13 protein-coding genes are annotated in these 14,206 nt (G+C 71.5%); 4 read left to right on the top strand and 9 right to left on the bottom strand.

From position 1 onward, the window contains the following. Positions 1 to 34: 34 nt before the first annotated feature. On the bottom strand, positions 35 to 574 hold the full coding sequence (locus ACI2LP_RS25325) for an ATP-binding protein (protein WP_404726792.1): 540 nt from the start codon (positions 572 to 574) through the stop codon (positions 35 to 37). A gap of 181 nt (positions 575 to 755) precedes the next feature. After that, positions 756 to 1,076 carry a hypothetical protein gene (locus ACI2LP_RS25320; RefSeq protein WP_404726791.1) on the bottom strand — a complete coding sequence of 107 codons (321 nt, stop codon included), beginning with the start codon at positions 1,074 to 1,076 and terminating at the stop codon, positions 756 to 758. 199 nt (positions 1,077 to 1,275) lie between these two features. Here ACI2LP_RS25320 and ACI2LP_RS25315 point away from each other — a divergent pair, with 199 nt between their 5' ends. Then, entirely contained in the window at positions 1,276 to 2,409 is a 1,134-nt protein-coding gene (locus ACI2LP_RS25315) for a PLP-dependent cysteine synthase family protein (RefSeq protein ID WP_404726790.1), read from the top strand. Here ACI2LP_RS25315 and ACI2LP_RS25310 read toward each other — a convergent pair. The 3 genes from ACI2LP_RS25310 to ACI2LP_RS25300 form a co-directional block, all read right to left on the bottom strand. Further along, positions 2,406 to 2,876 (bottom strand): SRPBCC family protein, encoded by a 471-nt coding sequence (locus tag ACI2LP_RS25310; protein WP_404726789.1) that lies wholly within the window; start codon positions 2,874 to 2,876, stop codon positions 2,406 to 2,408. The two genes, ACI2LP_RS25315 and ACI2LP_RS25310, sit on opposite strands and share 4 nt — an antisense overlap. 78 nt (positions 2,877 to 2,954) lie before the next feature. After that, positions 2,955 to 3,392 (bottom strand): SRPBCC family protein, encoded by a 438-nt coding sequence (locus tag ACI2LP_RS25305; RefSeq protein ID WP_404726788.1) that lies wholly within the window; start codon positions 3,390 to 3,392, stop codon positions 2,955 to 2,957. Positions 3,393 to 3,396: 4 nt separating this feature from the next. Beyond that, positions 3,397 to 4,242: a DeoR/GlpR family DNA-binding transcription regulator gene (locus ACI2LP_RS25300; RefSeq protein ID WP_360875681.1), complete on the bottom strand. Its 846-nt coding sequence runs from the start codon at positions 4,240 to 4,242 to the stop codon at positions 3,397 to 3,399. Between the two features lie 218 nt (positions 4,243 to 4,460). On the opposite strand from ACI2LP_RS25300, the gene ACI2LP_RS25295 reads away from it, so the two are divergent. Then, positions 4,461 to 6,824 carry a hypothetical protein gene (locus ACI2LP_RS25295; protein ID WP_404726787.1) on the top strand — a complete coding sequence of 788 codons (2,364 nt, stop codon included), beginning with the start codon at positions 4,461 to 4,463 and terminating at the stop codon, positions 6,822 to 6,824. Here the strand turns inward: ACI2LP_RS25295 and ACI2LP_RS25290 are convergent. The 3 genes from ACI2LP_RS25290 to ACI2LP_RS25280 form a co-directional block, all read right to left on the bottom strand. After that, a complete protein-coding gene (locus ACI2LP_RS25290; protein ID WP_404726786.1) occupies positions 6,794 to 9,187 on the bottom strand; it encodes a right-handed parallel beta-helix repeat-containing protein in 2,394 nt (797 codons plus the stop codon). The two genes, ACI2LP_RS25295 and ACI2LP_RS25290, sit on opposite strands and share 31 nt — an antisense overlap. A gap of 153 nt (positions 9,188 to 9,340) precedes the next feature. Next, complete coding sequence (locus ACI2LP_RS25285) at positions 9,341 to 9,949, bottom strand: hypothetical protein (protein WP_404726785.1); 609 nt, start codon at positions 9,947 to 9,949, stop codon at positions 9,341 to 9,343. A 219-nt stretch (positions 9,950 to 10,168) separates the two neighbouring features. Continuing rightward, a complete protein-coding gene (locus ACI2LP_RS25280) occupies positions 10,169 to 10,639 on the bottom strand; it encodes a DUF6643 family protein (protein ID WP_404726784.1) in 471 nt (156 codons plus the stop codon). A gap of 239 nt (positions 10,640 to 10,878) precedes the next feature. On the opposite strand from ACI2LP_RS25280, the gene ACI2LP_RS25275 reads away from it, so the two are divergent. Further along, entirely contained in the window at positions 10,879 to 12,183 is a 1,305-nt protein-coding gene (locus ACI2LP_RS25275) for a TerD family protein (RefSeq protein ID WP_404727010.1), read from the top strand. Between the two features lie 15 nt (positions 12,184 to 12,198). Here the strand turns inward: ACI2LP_RS25275 and ACI2LP_RS25270 are convergent, their stop codons facing one another. Continuing rightward, complete coding sequence (locus tag ACI2LP_RS25270; protein WP_404726783.1) at positions 12,199 to 13,374, bottom strand: glycosyltransferase; 1,176 nt, start codon at positions 13,372 to 13,374, stop codon at positions 12,199 to 12,201. A gap of 58 nt (positions 13,375 to 13,432) precedes the next feature. On the opposite strand from ACI2LP_RS25270, the gene ACI2LP_RS25265 reads away from it, so the two are divergent. Continuing rightward, complete coding sequence (locus ACI2LP_RS25265; protein ID WP_404726782.1) at positions 13,433 to 14,206, top strand: glutamate racemase; 774 nt, start codon at positions 13,433 to 13,435, stop codon at positions 14,204 to 14,206.

Raw genomic sequence — 14,206 nt, 5'->3', positions numbered from 1 at the left:
ACCCGACCGTCATGGGCGCCGGGGCGCCGCCCGGTCAGCCTGCGACGGCCGACCGGGTGGCGGCGGGCTTGCGCGTCGCGTCGTGAGCGCGGGGGTGCCCGTCCTGGGAACCGCCCAGGGGCCCGTCCGCCGACGACGCGTACACCATCGGATACGGCGGCAGGGACACGGTCGGTGCGGGTGCCGCCGAGAGCGTGAACCAGACGATCTTCCCGGTGTCGCCCTTGGGCCGTACGCCCCAGCTCTCGCTCACGGCTGCGATCAGCCCGAGCCCGCGGCCGGAGGTCGCCTGCAGATCCGAGTCCCGTACGGTCGGCAGACGTGGATCGTGGTCGTGCACCGAGACCGTGAGCCGGTCGAGCAGCAGCTCGATCTCCACGGTGCACATCTTGTCCGGCTCGGCGTGCCGGTGGACATTGGACAGCAACTCGGTGACGCCGAGCGCTGCTTGGTCGATCAGAGGATCGAGATGCCAGTAGCGCAATTGCGCCGAGATGATTCTGCGGACCTGACCGATCCGCGACGGCAGGGCCTGGAGCTCCACCGTGCAGTGCCTGCTTGGCTGGCTGATCACGGCTGCGACTCCCCGAATGAGGTCCGGAAGAAGACGAAGGATCGGATCCAGCAGTTGGCTATCTGCTGATTTGTCCGGCGGGCTGGATCACAGCGTCACCGCCGGTGCACCCTGAGTGATGTGAGACAAGCGTGAACCAACCACCTCGGTCCCGCAACTCGCAGCACTCGGGCTGTTACTCTCAGCTCCTGGCGCCGGCGCCGCGCACCGCCTCCAAGAAGCGTCCGGCCAGCAGCCGGGCGTCCGGCCTGCGGCCGCGCTGCCCCATGGTGAGCCGGTACCGCTTGCCGTTGACCGTCGCCACCGTGCTCGCCTCATCGGCGAACCAGGGCTTGCCGGCCCTGACCGCCTGTACGGGGGCACTCTCGATCACCCGGCCATAGCTGGTGAGCAGGGCCAGCCTGCCGTCCTTGATCAGCACCTGTCCGGCCTTGGTGAGCGACCGCGGCCACCGCTCGATCCGCACGCCCGTAGCGCTGAATTCGGGTTCTGCCATCCCCATCGCCCCTCCGCCCCCTTCGCACCGTTTCCTGCTGGCAGTCTGCACAACTTGGGGCAGGTGCACCAGTGCGTGTGGCCTTGCCCGGGCAAGTCCCAGCCTGCAAGTAACCCCTATGGATGCCCAAAGTGAACGTTTGTGCAGGTGAGGGGCTTACTGTGGCAGGAGGGGAACGGATTCGACGAGTTGAGGAACGGCGCGCATGAGCACGAGTGGGAAACCAGTGGCGGGCGAGGCTACGGCCACCGCCGATGTGGACCGCAGCGATCCGGAGTACCGGGCCTGGCTCAAGGAAGCGGTGCGCAAGGTCCAGGCCGACGCCAACCGGTCCGCCGACACGCATCTGCTGCGCTTCCCGCTGCCCGAGCAGTGGGGGATCGACCTCTACCTCAAGGACGAGTCCACCCATCCGACGGGAAGCCTCAAGCACCGCCTCGCGCGGTCGTTGTTCCTCTACGGCCTCTGCAATGGCTGGATCCGGCCGGGCAAGCCCGTCATAGAGGCCTCCAGCGGCTCGACGGCCGTCTCCGAGGCGTACTTCTCCAAGCTGATCGGAGTGCCGTTCATCGCGGTGATGCCGCGCACCACCAGCCAGGAGAAGATCCGGCTGATCGAATTCCACGGCGGGCAGTGCCACTTCGTGGACGACTCACGCAAGATGTACGAGGAGTCGGCGGCGCTCGCGGAGCGTACCGGCGGCCACTACATGGACCAGTTCACCTATGCCGAGCGGGCCACCGACTGGCGCGGCAACAACAACATCGCCGAATCGATCTACCAGCAGCTGAAGTTGGAGCGCTATCCCGAGCCCGCGTGGATCGTCGCGACGGCCGGCACCGGCGGCACCTCGGCGACCATCGCCCGCTATGTGCACTACATGCAGCACGACACCCGTATCTGCGTCCCCGATCCGGAGAACTCCTGTTTCTTCGACGGCTGGACCCGCCACGATCCGGGCGCGAGCAGCGACTGCGGCTCCCGTATCGAGGGCATCGGCCGGCCCCGGATGGAGCCGAGCTTCGTGCCCGGTGCCATCGACCGGATGATGAAGGTGCCCGACGCGGCGAGCGTCGCCGCCGTACGCGCCCTGGATGCGGCCATCGGCCGCAAGGCGGGCGGCTCCACCGGCACCGGACTCTGGAGCGCGCTGAAGATCATTGCCGAGATGGTGGCCGACGGGCGCAGGGGCAGCGTGGTCACGCTCCTGTGCGACCCGGGCGACCGCTACCTCGACAAGTACTACTCCGACGCCTGGCTGGACGAACAGGGACTGGACATCGCGCCGTACACGGCGGCGATCGAGCAGCTCCTGGCGACCGGGGTCTGGCCTGGCTAGGCTGCCGCGAGCCGCCGGTCCAGTTTGCGCACGGCGCCACGGAAGGAGGCGGCCAGGCCCGCTCGGCCCAGCTTCAGCACCAGGCGCATCGGCGTCGGGGCGTCCGTCGCAAACGTCCACTGCACCCGGGTGCCGGCAACTGTGGGAGTGAGCCGCCACTCCTCCAACAGGGCCCGCAGGCCGGGGGCGTTGGTCTCGTCGACGCGGTACGCATACCGCTCGCCGGGGTCCGTGGCGAGTATCGTCTCGCCGAAGCGCACCCCGCCCCTGAGCGTTATCTCGCGGCCCGCGCCCTGGTGGGTGGGCGTCGCGGCAGCGACCGCGCCGAACCAGGACGTCCAGCCCGCAACATCCGCGAGGGCTTCGTACACGGCGGGCGGCGAGGCCGACACCTCGGCCGCGAAGACCAGTCGCAGCGGCGCGGACTCGGTGAAGTCGAGCTCCACGGGGCGCAGTCGGCGTGCCATGGGACCGTACCTCCGGCTGAAAGGGGTGGTGGGCCCGCACACCATAGCTGAGGGGCCGTCAGTTGTCTGCCGGTGGCCTCAGCCCCGCCCGAGCAGTCCGTCGAGGGCGCGGCCGAACACCAGCCGTGCCACCCGGCGGACCAGCGGGTCCAGCAACCGGGGTACGAAGCGGATACGCAGTTCCTCCACCCAGACCACCACCGCGCCCGAACCCTCCGGGTGCACCTCGATCTCCGCCCAGCCCCTGATCACCCGGCCGTGCTTGTGCAGTCGGCAGCGTCCCGTCCTGCCCTGCTCGGGCGGCGCCCAGTGCACGACCTCCATCGGGTCGTCGAAGCCGAGCCGGCCAAAACCCGAGCGCGCCACGAACACCGTGCCCACCCGCGTGGGCCCCGGCGTCAGATGCGACACCCTCGTCAACGGCACCTGAGCGGTGTGCCCCTGCCAGTCGGTCACCCGCAGCCAGGCCTCGCCCGCCGGCAGTGTGACGGCACGCGTGAGCCGGAAGGCGGTCACCCGCTCAGCCGTCCTGGCCGCCGGCGTCCTCGCCGCCGCCCGCCACCACAAGACCCGGCAGATGCTCGGCGATCTCCTCGCGCGCCTCGGCCGACAGACCTGCGTCCGTCACGAGCGTGTCCACGTCGGCAAGCCGCGCGAACGAACTCAGACCCACCGTCCCCCACTTGGTGTGGTCGGCGACCACCACGACCCGTCGCGCGGCCTGGACGAAACGGCGGTTCGTCTCGGCCTCCGCGAGATTCGGTGTGGAGAGCCCGGCCTCCACCGAGATGCCGTGCACCCCGAGGAAGAGCACATCGAAGTGCAGCGAGCGGATCGCCTGGTCGGCCACCGGTCCCACCAGTGAGTCGGACGGGGTACGCACACCTCCGGTGAGGACCACCGTGGCCGCGCCGGGCCGCTGACCGCCCGCCGCACCCGCCCGCTGCGCCGCGTGGAACACATCGGCGACCCGCACCGAGTTGGTGACCACCGTCAGATCCGGAACCTCCAGCAGATGGTGCGCCAGCGCATACGTCGTGGTGCCGCCGGACAGCGCGATCGCACTGCCGGGCACCGCCATCTGCGCCGCCGCCCGCGCGATGTCCTCCTTGGCGCTCAGCTCGAGCGCCGACTTGGCCTCGAACCCCGGCTCGTGCGTGCTCGCCTCGACCACCGGCACCGCGCCGCCGTGAACCTTCTCGATGACCCCCTGCCGGGCCAGCGCGTCCAGATCCCGGCGCACTGTCATGTCGGAGACATTCAGCTTGCGGGTGAGCTCATTGACCCGCACCCCGCCACGCCTGCGCACCTCGTCGAGGATCAGGGCGCGCCGCTGCTCCGCGAGCAGGTTCTGGTTGTCGGTCACTGCCGGGGCCGGTCCTTCCATGTCGTCGTACACCGCCGTCGTCGTACACCGCCGTGGCCAAGGCTGCTCATCCTCGCACGGGCCGGTCGGCCCGGTCCCGCTCGGGGAGATTCCGTGAGAGCCGTGCGGTGAACTGCCACGATCCGGGATTCTTGTCCCGAACCGCCGCGCGGCCGCGCACCGGCCGATCCTCCCATCGAGAGAGCGAGCCCCCTGAAGTGTCCCCTGACACCCCGGTCCCGCAGAGCGGAGGACCGGCGCTGGAACTGCTGGTCCACGGCGTCGGCGGGGCCACCCCGCAGGACATGCTCGGCGATCCCCGTACGGTCCGGATCACCGGTGACGAGAAGGCCGCCGTGTTCCGGCGCACCGACGACGAGCACGCCGAGAGCCACCCCGAGCGGTACGAGGACCGGCCCATCCCCGAGGCCTACTGCTGGTCCAACTTAACCTCGGGCAACGGCGCCCGGGCCCTGTGGCTGCTGTTACTTCCCTTCATGGTGGCCAACCTGGCGCACTGGATGCGCCCGCGTGCCAAGGGCCGCAGGAGGACGACCCGGCTGTACGGAGTGCTGGTGCGGCTCGTCGCACTCAGCCTCACCGTGCTGCTGACGGCCGCCGCCTGCGAGGTCGCGCTCGACCTGGTGGCCTGGCAGTGCGCGGGCTCGCCCGACTGCACCCGGGAGCGGTCCTGGCTGGGCTTTCTGTCCAGCGCCCGGGGCGGCTGGTGGTCCCAGCCGGGCCGCCGCCTCGCGCTCGCCTCGGTGGTGCCCGCCGCCCTGGTGGGCCTGCTGTGGTACCTCTCCAACCGCACCTGGAGCGCATACGAGTCCCAGCGGCCGCCGACCGGCGAGGACGAGGGCGACGAGGGGCTGGAGGAGGACGAGGAGGGCTCGGGACCGACGCAGCCCGTCGTGCGGCCCGCGCTCGGCAGGCCCGGTTTCTGGTACGGCCGCCGGCTCGTCGCCCGGCTGCGCGCCGCGCACACCGCCGCCGGGTTTCTCACGGTCGCCGCGGCGGTCACCGGTGCCGCCGCGCGCCACGACCGCAGAGCCGCAAGCACACCGCTGAACGTCTGCGGCCTCCTGTTGGAGACGGCACTCGTCGTGGTGCTGCTCGCCGTGCTGTGGGTCGTCTTCCGCAGGGGCCGCAGCGAGAAGCGGATCGACGCCCGCCTCGATCGCGCAGCCGTCCGCTATCTGCCCGCCGGCGCCCTCCTGCTGCTCGCCCTGTCGCTGCTGTACGCCTCCTGGTCCCGCCCCGGCTGGGCATCCACCGCAACCCTTCCCGGCGATGTCACCTTCCGCGTCATCGCCCTCGGCCAGGGCGCCCTGGTCGTCGCCCTCGCCGTCGTCGCGTGCGTCCTGCACCGCCGGGAGCGCCACCCCCGTACCGCCATGTCCGGCCTCGGCGGGCCCGCCGTCGCGATGCTCGCCTGCGCCCTGGGCGGGGTGATGACCGGTGGCGTCGCCCAGCGGGTCGCCGACTGGCTGGACGGCCCCGGAACCCCCGGCATGGACGGGGAAGCGGCCATCATCGGGCCTCCGGTGCTGCTCAGCTGGCAGGCCTCGGTCATTCCCGTACTGCTGATCGTCCTGTTCGTCCCCGCTCTCGTCCTCGGTGTACGGACCTGGCTGGCCGCCCGCCGGCTCGCCGGTCCGGTCGAGGCGGACTACGACGAGGGCCGTCGCGACGAAGTCCGCACCCGGCGGATAGCGGGCACCCAGGCCCGGGCCGCCCTCACCGACGCCGCCCCCTGGATCGTCGGCATCGTCTCCGGCGCCACGCTGCTCCTCGGCGCGGGCGCCGTCGCCGGGGCATGGGCGAGCGGCGAGGTGCCGGGCAAGGCGTTCGGCGAGCGCCACGGCCTCGTCGAATCCGTTGCCGAGACCGCCCAGTCGCTGGGCTCCTGGCTGATCGGCTTCGGTTTCATACTGTTCGTGACCTGGGGCCGCCGCGCCTACCGCGACGCCTCGGCCCGGCGCACCATCGGCATCCTCTGGGACGTCGGCACCTTCTGGCCGCGGGCCGCACACCCCTTCGCGCCGCCCTGCTACGCCGAGCGTGCCGTCCCCGACCTCACCTGGCGGATGTGCACCTGGACCGGACGCACCGGCGGACGGCTCGTCATCTCCGGCCACTCACAAGGCAGTGTGCTGGCGGCGGCCGCCGTCTGGCAGCTGCCCGCCGCCACCCGGCGACGGGTCGCGCTGCTGACCTACGGATCACCGCTGGAGCGGCTCTACGGCCGCTGGTTCCCCGCCTACTTCGGACCGCTCGCGCTGCGCGAACTGGGCAGCCAGGTGCACTGCTGGCGCAATCTGTGGCGGCGCACCGACCCGATCGGCGGGCCGGTGCTGGTCCCGGCCGCGGGCGAACACCCCGACGTGGACCATGACGCACTCAAAGACCCTGTGGTCTACGGGCGTTCGGAAAAGCATCCGCTGCCCGAGCCCATCCTCGGGCACTCCGAGTACCAGGCCGATCCGGTGTTCGCCACCGCACGGCGGGAGCTCCTCGACCGGCTCACACCGGCCGTTCCCCGTCAGGCTCAGGGCAGTTCGGGAAGATCGTCCGGATAGAGCAGGGTCAGGTCGTCGGTGTTCGCGTCGGCGAGCTCGGCGACCCGGCCCGCGTGCCGCTCGACCATCGACTCAAAGGTCTGCCGGGCGGTGCGGCCATTGCCGAAGGCGGGCCCCTTGGGCAGCGCGGTGAAGTACTTCAGCAGCGCCTCACCGGTGCCCGTGCCCAGCCGGTACTCATGCTCCTCGGCCTGCTGCTCCACGATCCGCAGCAGCTCCTCGGGCACATAGTCGCTGAAGGTGATGGTCCGTGAGAACCGGGATGCCACACCGGGGTTGACGGACAGGAACCGTTCCATCTCCGCGGTGTACCCGGCGACGATCACCACCACCGCGTCCCGGTGGTCCTCCATCAGCTTCACCAGCGTGTCGATGGCTTCCTTGCCGAAGTCCCGCCCCGAGTCCTCGGGGGACAGGGCGTACGCCTCGTCGATGAACAGCACACCGCCGCGCGCCCGGTCGAACGCCCCCTGGGTGCGGATCGCCGTGGAGCCGATGTGCTCGCCGACCAGGTCGACCCTGGAGACTTCGACGAGATGGCCGCGCTCCAGCACTCCGAGCGAGGCCAGGATTTCGCCGTACAGCCGAGCCACGGTCGTCTTGCCGGTGCCGGGGGAGCCGGTGAACACCAGATGCCTGCGCACGGACGCGGCCTTCAGCCCCGCCTCCTGACGGCGCCTGCCCACCTCGATCATGTTGGTGAGCGTGCGGACCTCGCGCTTGACGCTGTCCAGGCCGACCAGCGCGTCCAGTTCGCCGAGAACGGCGACGGAGGTGCGTACGGGCTCGGCAGGCGGCGCCTCGGCCGCGGTCGGTGCGGGCACCGCGGTGAGCCGCTCCGGGGACTCGGTCGCGGTCAGCACAGTCGTCTGCTGCTCAGCCACCGGCCTTACGGCGCTCTCGTCACTGGTGCAGTCCTCGACGACCACACCGTCCGACTCGGCGAACTCGTAACCGCCGCGGGCACAGCGCTCGGTGCGGCACCGGCTCAGCGTGGTGCGGCAGCCGTCCATCACATGGAAGCCATAGCCTCCGCTGCCCGTGACGCGGCAGCCGCGGAAGGTGCCGCGGCCCTCGGCGGAGACATAGAAGCCCGCCTCGGCGGGCGAGGTGACCGTGCACCGCTCGATCACCGGATCCGCGCCCTTGGTCACGATCACCCCGGTCTGCGCGGCGTCGATGGTGCAGCCGTTCAGCGTGCCGCCGCTGCCGTGGTCACGGAACCAGGCGCCGGTGGATGCCTCCCTGATCCGGCAGTCGTCCAGCTGCGCCGTCGCCCCGTCGCTCACCGACACCGCCGTGTTGCGGACCTGGGAGAGATCGCTGTCAACGACGTCGGCGCGCGAACCGCGGTCGAGCACGAACAGGGCGTCCGGCACATCGTGGATGCGGCACGAGTCGAGGACGGCAGTCGCCCCGTCGCTCACCCAGACCGCCGGATAGTCGCCCGTACTGTCCTGGATCTCGCACTGGTTGGCGTCCACCCGCGTGCCCGGGTCCCACACGGACAGACCGTTGCGGCCGAAGCGGCGCACCGTGGAACGGGTGAGCGTGAGCACGGACCGGGAGCGCAGGTCGATCGCGTTCTCCGGGATGTCGTGGATGTCGCAGTCGGAGAGCGTGAGCACGGCGTCGGTGTCGAGGGTGACGCCGTCGGCCGAAGTGCGGTGCACGGTGGAGTCGGTGAGATGGGCCGCCGCCCGCGAGGCGATCTGGACGCCGGTGCCGTTGATCTCGTACACCTCGCAGCCGATCGCCTCCAGGCCGCTGCCCTCGCCGGTGACGCTCAGGCCCGCGCCCGCCGCGTGGTGCACCCGGCAGCGCTCCAGCCTCGGATGCGCGCCACCGCGCACGGAGACGCCCGACCGGCCGGCCGAGACGACCTCGCACTCCTCGAACACCCCGCCGGCGCCGTCCAGTACGGCGATGCCGACGCCGGCCGGATTGTCGACGGTGCAGCGGCGGACGGTGGGCCGGGCCGCGCCGCGCACCTCGACACCGGCCGCGGAGCGGGTGACGATACGCAGATCGATCAGCTCGGGGGTGCCGTCCTCCACCAGCAGCGCGGGCGCGGCAGCGTCCTGCCCCTCCACCTGGAGGTCCTGGACGGTGGCGGAGGCGCGCACGGTCAGCGGCACACCGTCGGCGGGCGCGATGCGCACCGAGCCGGCCGCGCCCTCGGAACCGCGCAGGGTGACCGCCCGCTGGACGACGAGATTCTCGCGGTACGTCCCCGGGGCGACGGTGAGGATGTCGCCGTCGCCCGCGGCCTCCAGGGCGGCGGCGAGTGAGGGGTACTCACCTGTGCGGCGCCGCCACCGCGAGGTGCCGGTGTGCGTCACCTGGACCGTGCCCTGTGCCATCGTGCTGCTCTGCCCCCACCTCGTGATACTGCTCCGCCGCGCCTCTGAGGGGGACGCACCCTCGGCCCCGTCCGACCGCTCGGGACCCAACCCCCGAGGGGGTCGCACCACCGTAGCGCGCGCGACGAGCGGGAGTTGACGAGTCGGGAAGGGTCAGCTGCCTGCGCCTGCGCGGCCCCAGTCGGGCCCCGCCGCGGCCCACGCCCGGTCCAGGCGCGCGTATCTGCGCCGGACGAGCCGCCAGACCACCAGCCGTCTGGCGCCTTCCACGAGCCCGGCGAAGGAGAGCGTCGCGCCGATCCCCGCGAGGACGGCGTGCGCCCGGGCGGTCGCGAAGTCCATCGGCCGGGTCACCAGGCGGCCGGACCGGTCGGTCCAGACGGTGAACGTGTCGCCGGGCCGCATGGTGCGCAGCACGGTGGAGACCGTGCCGGTGTGCCGACTGCCGTCCACCGCCGTCCACTTCGCGAGGATCGGACGGCGCTTGTCCCGGGCGGCGGCGGACTCCGGATCGTACGCCGAGGGCTTGGGCTCCGCTGCCGGTCTCAGCACCGTCGCGGTGACCGGATGACGCTGCTGGCGCTGGATCCGTACCGACTGGCGCAGCGATTCGTCGGTCAGGCTGCCGCTCAGCCAGCCGAACGCCGGAGCCGCGGTCACCAGGAGCACAGCGGCGACCAGCGCAAGCCACGCTTCCAAGAGATCGGTCGCACGGCGCAGAGGATTGTGGCGCCAGCGCCAGACTCCCGCGGCTGCTCGCACTTCCCGCACCCCCTTCCCCGTCCCGTAATAGCCCTGTACGGAACGGCACATGTGCGGGTGGCACGAAGAGAGAGCAAAGTCACCCCTGCCACCCGCCCGCGTCGTTCCCCCGCGAACTGTCCAACGCATCCGCAGCCACGCAGGGTTCCCGAGGGGCAGCAGTAACGCTTGAGGACGGGTGGAGTCAGGAAGGGGCCAGTACCCCTGCTCTGGTACGGGCTAGTACCCCCTGCCCTGGTACGGGCGGTTGTACGGGTCCTCGTAAGGAGCGGGCGCCGGCGCGGGGCGGGCGGCCGCCGGGCGCATCGCCTCGTATCCGGTGGTCATCGGACGCTGCTGCGGCATGGGCTGGGGTCCCGGGTACCCGCGCGGGACGGAGGCCCCTTGCTGGGGGATGTACGGCGCGGGCGCATGCTGCAGCGGGACGGGCTGCTGCATCTGCTGCGGGTAGCCGTAGCCGTAGGCGGAAGGCGGTGTGGGTGCTGCCGGCAGGGCGGGCAGCGCCGCGGGGAGCGCCGGCAGGTAGCTGTTGGTGGTGTAGCTGCTGCCGGTGTCGTACGCGGAAGGCACTCGGATCGGGGCGATCTGAGGCGTGCCCCGCTCCGCGACCAGGGAGTCGTAGATGGGGGTGTCGGGGAACGACGGCGCGGAGTAGTAACCGCCGCCGTAGGTGGCGCGGGGGGACGTCATGGCACATAAGTTAAGCCCACGATGTGCTGGTTGGGGAGCCCGATAAGAGGGTTGTTTCGGTAGATGCGAGTGACGACGGATCCCCAATGCGAGCGAATCTGGGAAAAACGGTCGCCGGGCAGTGCATCGATCCTGTAAAGGGCAAGCTGAGAGCGGGTTACCCACGGGTCGGCCCGGGCAGCTGAGGCGCCTTGGGCGTTAGGTTGGCGGAGATGAACTTTCAGGCACCCCGACTCGCGATGGGGGCGAGCATGTCCATGCTTAAAGGAGCCAATACTCCGGTGCCGGCGCAGCAGGTTCGCGTCGAATTGGGCTGGCATTCAGGGCCCGGCGTGCCGGACGTCGATGCCTCGGCGCTCCTCCTCGCGTCGGGAAAGGTCCGCTCGGACGCGGACTTCGTCTTCTACAACCAGCCGGCGCACGCCTCGGGAGCCGTGCGCCACGAGGGGAAGCGGACCGCGCCGGACGGTGTGAGTGACCAGGTGTGGGTCGATCTCGAGCGCGTGGAGCCCGCGATCGAGAGGATCGTGCTGGCTGCTTCGGCCGACGGCGGCAGCTTCGGGCAGGTGCCCGGACTCCATATCAAGGTGCTTGACGCGGTCTCGGGCGGAGAGATCGCGCGGTACGACAGCCAGGACGCGACGGTGGAGACCGCCTTTGTACTGGGCGAGCTGTACCGGCGGCAGGGCGCCTGGAAGTTCCGCGCGGTGGGGCAGGGCTACAGCAGTGGACTCGAGGGCCTGGCGACGGACTACGGCATCACGGTCGACGAGCCGCAGCGGACCCCCGCCCCGGCTCCTGCCCCGGTTGCGCCGTCTGCCCCTGTCCCGCCCGCTGCGGTGACGCCGCCTGCGCCCGTGGCACCTCCGGTGACTGCCCCGCCGCCGCCGGCCCCGCCCTCCACTCCCGTACGGCTCACCAAGGTGACGCTGACGAAGGACACCCCGTCCGTCTCCCTCACCAAGCAGGGCGGCACCTCGGGCGCCATGCGCGTCAATCTGAGCTGGCAGGTGCGCAAGCAGTTCCAGGGCTGGGGCGCCAAGCTGGGCCGCGCCGTCGCCATGCACGGCGACCTCGACCTCGATCTGTGCGCCCTGTACGAACTGACCGACGGGCGCAAGGGCGTGGTCCAGGCCCTCGGCAATGCCTTCGGCGCGCTCCACCAGCCCCCGTACATCCATCTCGACGGCGACGACCGCACCGGCGGCACATCCGGCGAGAACCTCACCATCAACCTGGACCACAAGGACCGACTCCGCCGGGTCGTCATCTTCGTGACCATCTATGAGGGCGCGCGCAGCTTCGCCGATCTGGACGCGACGGTGACGCTCCAGCCGCAGCACGGCGCACCGATCGACTTCTCGCTCGGCGAGTGCACCGTGCCGTCGACCGTCTGCGCGCTCGCGCTGATCACCAACACCGGCTCGGATCTCGTGGTGCAGCGGGAGGCCCGCTTCCTGGTCCCGGAGCGCGGCGTGAGCCCGCAGCGCACCATCGACTACGCGTACGGCTGGGGCATGAACTGGACGCCCGGCAGGAAGTAACGCTCGTTGGGCAGGTCACCGATCCGGCGTGGCCTGCGGACGGGCGTACGTACGCCCCTTCCAGGCTGCGCCGCGCCCGCGGTAGTGCTGGATCGCCGAATCGACGGTCATCAGCAGATAGAGGAGCGCGGTGAAGGGCAGCAGGGGCGCGAGCAGCAGCGGCTGCCGGTAGTAGCGCAGCATCGGCAGGTACGTCCCCGTCATCACCGCCCACGCCAGGCCCCCGGCCCAGCCGGCGGCCGCGTCGTTCCCGAGCACGCCGACGCACGCGGCCACGGGCGGCGCGAGATACACCAGCGCGAGCCCCACCACGGTCCCGGCCAGCAGCAGGGGACTGTGCAGCAGTTGGGCGTACGCGCTGCGCGACACCATCCGCCACAGGTCCGCCAGCCGCGGATACGGCCGCACGCTGTCCACCCCGTCCGCCAGCCCCAGCCAGATCCGGCCGCCCGAGCGCTGCACGGCCCGCGCCAGCGACACATCGTCGATCACCGCCTGCCGGATCGAGTCCGGCACGCCCGCCCGCTCGGCCGCCTGCGCGCGCAACAGGACGCAGCCGCCCGCGGCGGCCGTCGTCCGTGCCCCCGGGCGGTTGACCCATCGGAAGGGGTAGAGCTGCGAGAAGAAGTAGACGAATGCGGGCACGATCAGCCGCTCCCATCCGCCGGCGACCCGCAGCCGCGCCATCTGGGAGACCAGATCGAGGCCGTTGGTGCGGGCAGCGGCCACCAACTCACGCAGACTGTCCGGCGCGTGCGCGATATCGGCGTCGGTCAGCAGCAGATACTCGGGCTCGCGCGCTCTCGCCAGCGTGATGCCGTGCCGCAGCGCCCAGAGCTTTCCGGTCCAGCCGGGTTCCGGCTCGCCGGGTGAGACCACACGCAGCGGCAGCCCGCCGTGCTGCTGGGCGGCCAGGGCCCGTGCCAGCTCGCCCGTGCCGTCCGTACTGCCGTCGTCGACCAGCAAGATCTCCGCGCGGCCGGGGTAGTCCTGCGCCAGCAGCGAGGGCAGGCTGACCGGCAGCACCTCCGCCTCGTCCCGGGCGGGCACGATGACGGCGACATCCGGCCAGGTGCCGGGGGCCTCGCGGCGGGGCAGCCGCTGGTCCGTACGCCAGAAATAGCCCTGCCCGAGCAGCAGCCACCCCCATGCGGCCAGTGATCCCACAGCGGTCCAGGCAACGACGCTCATTCGCCGCAGTCTGCCCCACCCCGCCAGTGCCGCAAGGGCAGTCGACTATGGTGACCGGGTGAAGATCGCGCTCATGGACTCCGGAATCGGCCTGCTTGCGGCGGCCGCCGCGGTACGTCGGCTGCGGCCGGACGCGGATCTCGTCATCTCCTCCGACCCCGACGGCATGCCCTGGGGGCCGCGTACCGCGGAGGATGTCACCCGGCGCGCGCTCGCCGCGGCGAGGGCGGCAGCCGAGCACCGGCCCGACGCGCTGATCGTCGCCTGCAACACCGCGTCGGTGCATGCGCTTCCCGCGCTGCGCGCCGAGTTGGAGCCCGCGATCCCGGTCATCGGCACGGTCCCGGCGATCAAACCGGCCTCGGCAGCCGGCGGCCCCGTCGCGATCTGGGCCACGCCCGCCACTACCGGCAGCCCGTACCAGCGCGGACTCATCCGGGACTTCGCCGACTCGGTCGCCGTCACCGAGGTGCCCTGCCCGGGGCTCGCGGACGCGGTGCAGTGGGCGGACGAGAGCGCCATCGACCGGGCAGTGGCGGCAGCGGCCGCCCTGACGCCCGGGGACGTAAGGGCCGTCGTCCTGGGCTGCACCCATTACGAGCTGGTCGCCGAACGCATCCGGGCCGCGGTCGGGCACCCCGTTGTCCTGCACGGCTCGGCGGAAGCGGTCGCCGCGCAGGCACTACGCCGAATCGGTGAGCAGCCCGCCCCCGACGCAGCGCCCAGCAACCGCCTCACGGTGCTGCTCAGCGGCCGCGATTCCGCCCTGCCCGAGCAGGCACTCAGCTACGAAGAAGGCCTGCTGCTACAGGCAGTGACCACCACGCACTGA

Source organism: Streptomyces sp. NPDC019890 (assembly GCF_044903445.1).
Taxonomy (GTDB): domain Bacteria; phylum Actinomycetota; class Actinomycetes; order Streptomycetales; family Streptomycetaceae; genus Streptomyces.
The sequence above is the reverse complement of the archived record's forward strand: the minus strand, read 5'-3'. Positions and strand labels throughout refer to the sequence as shown.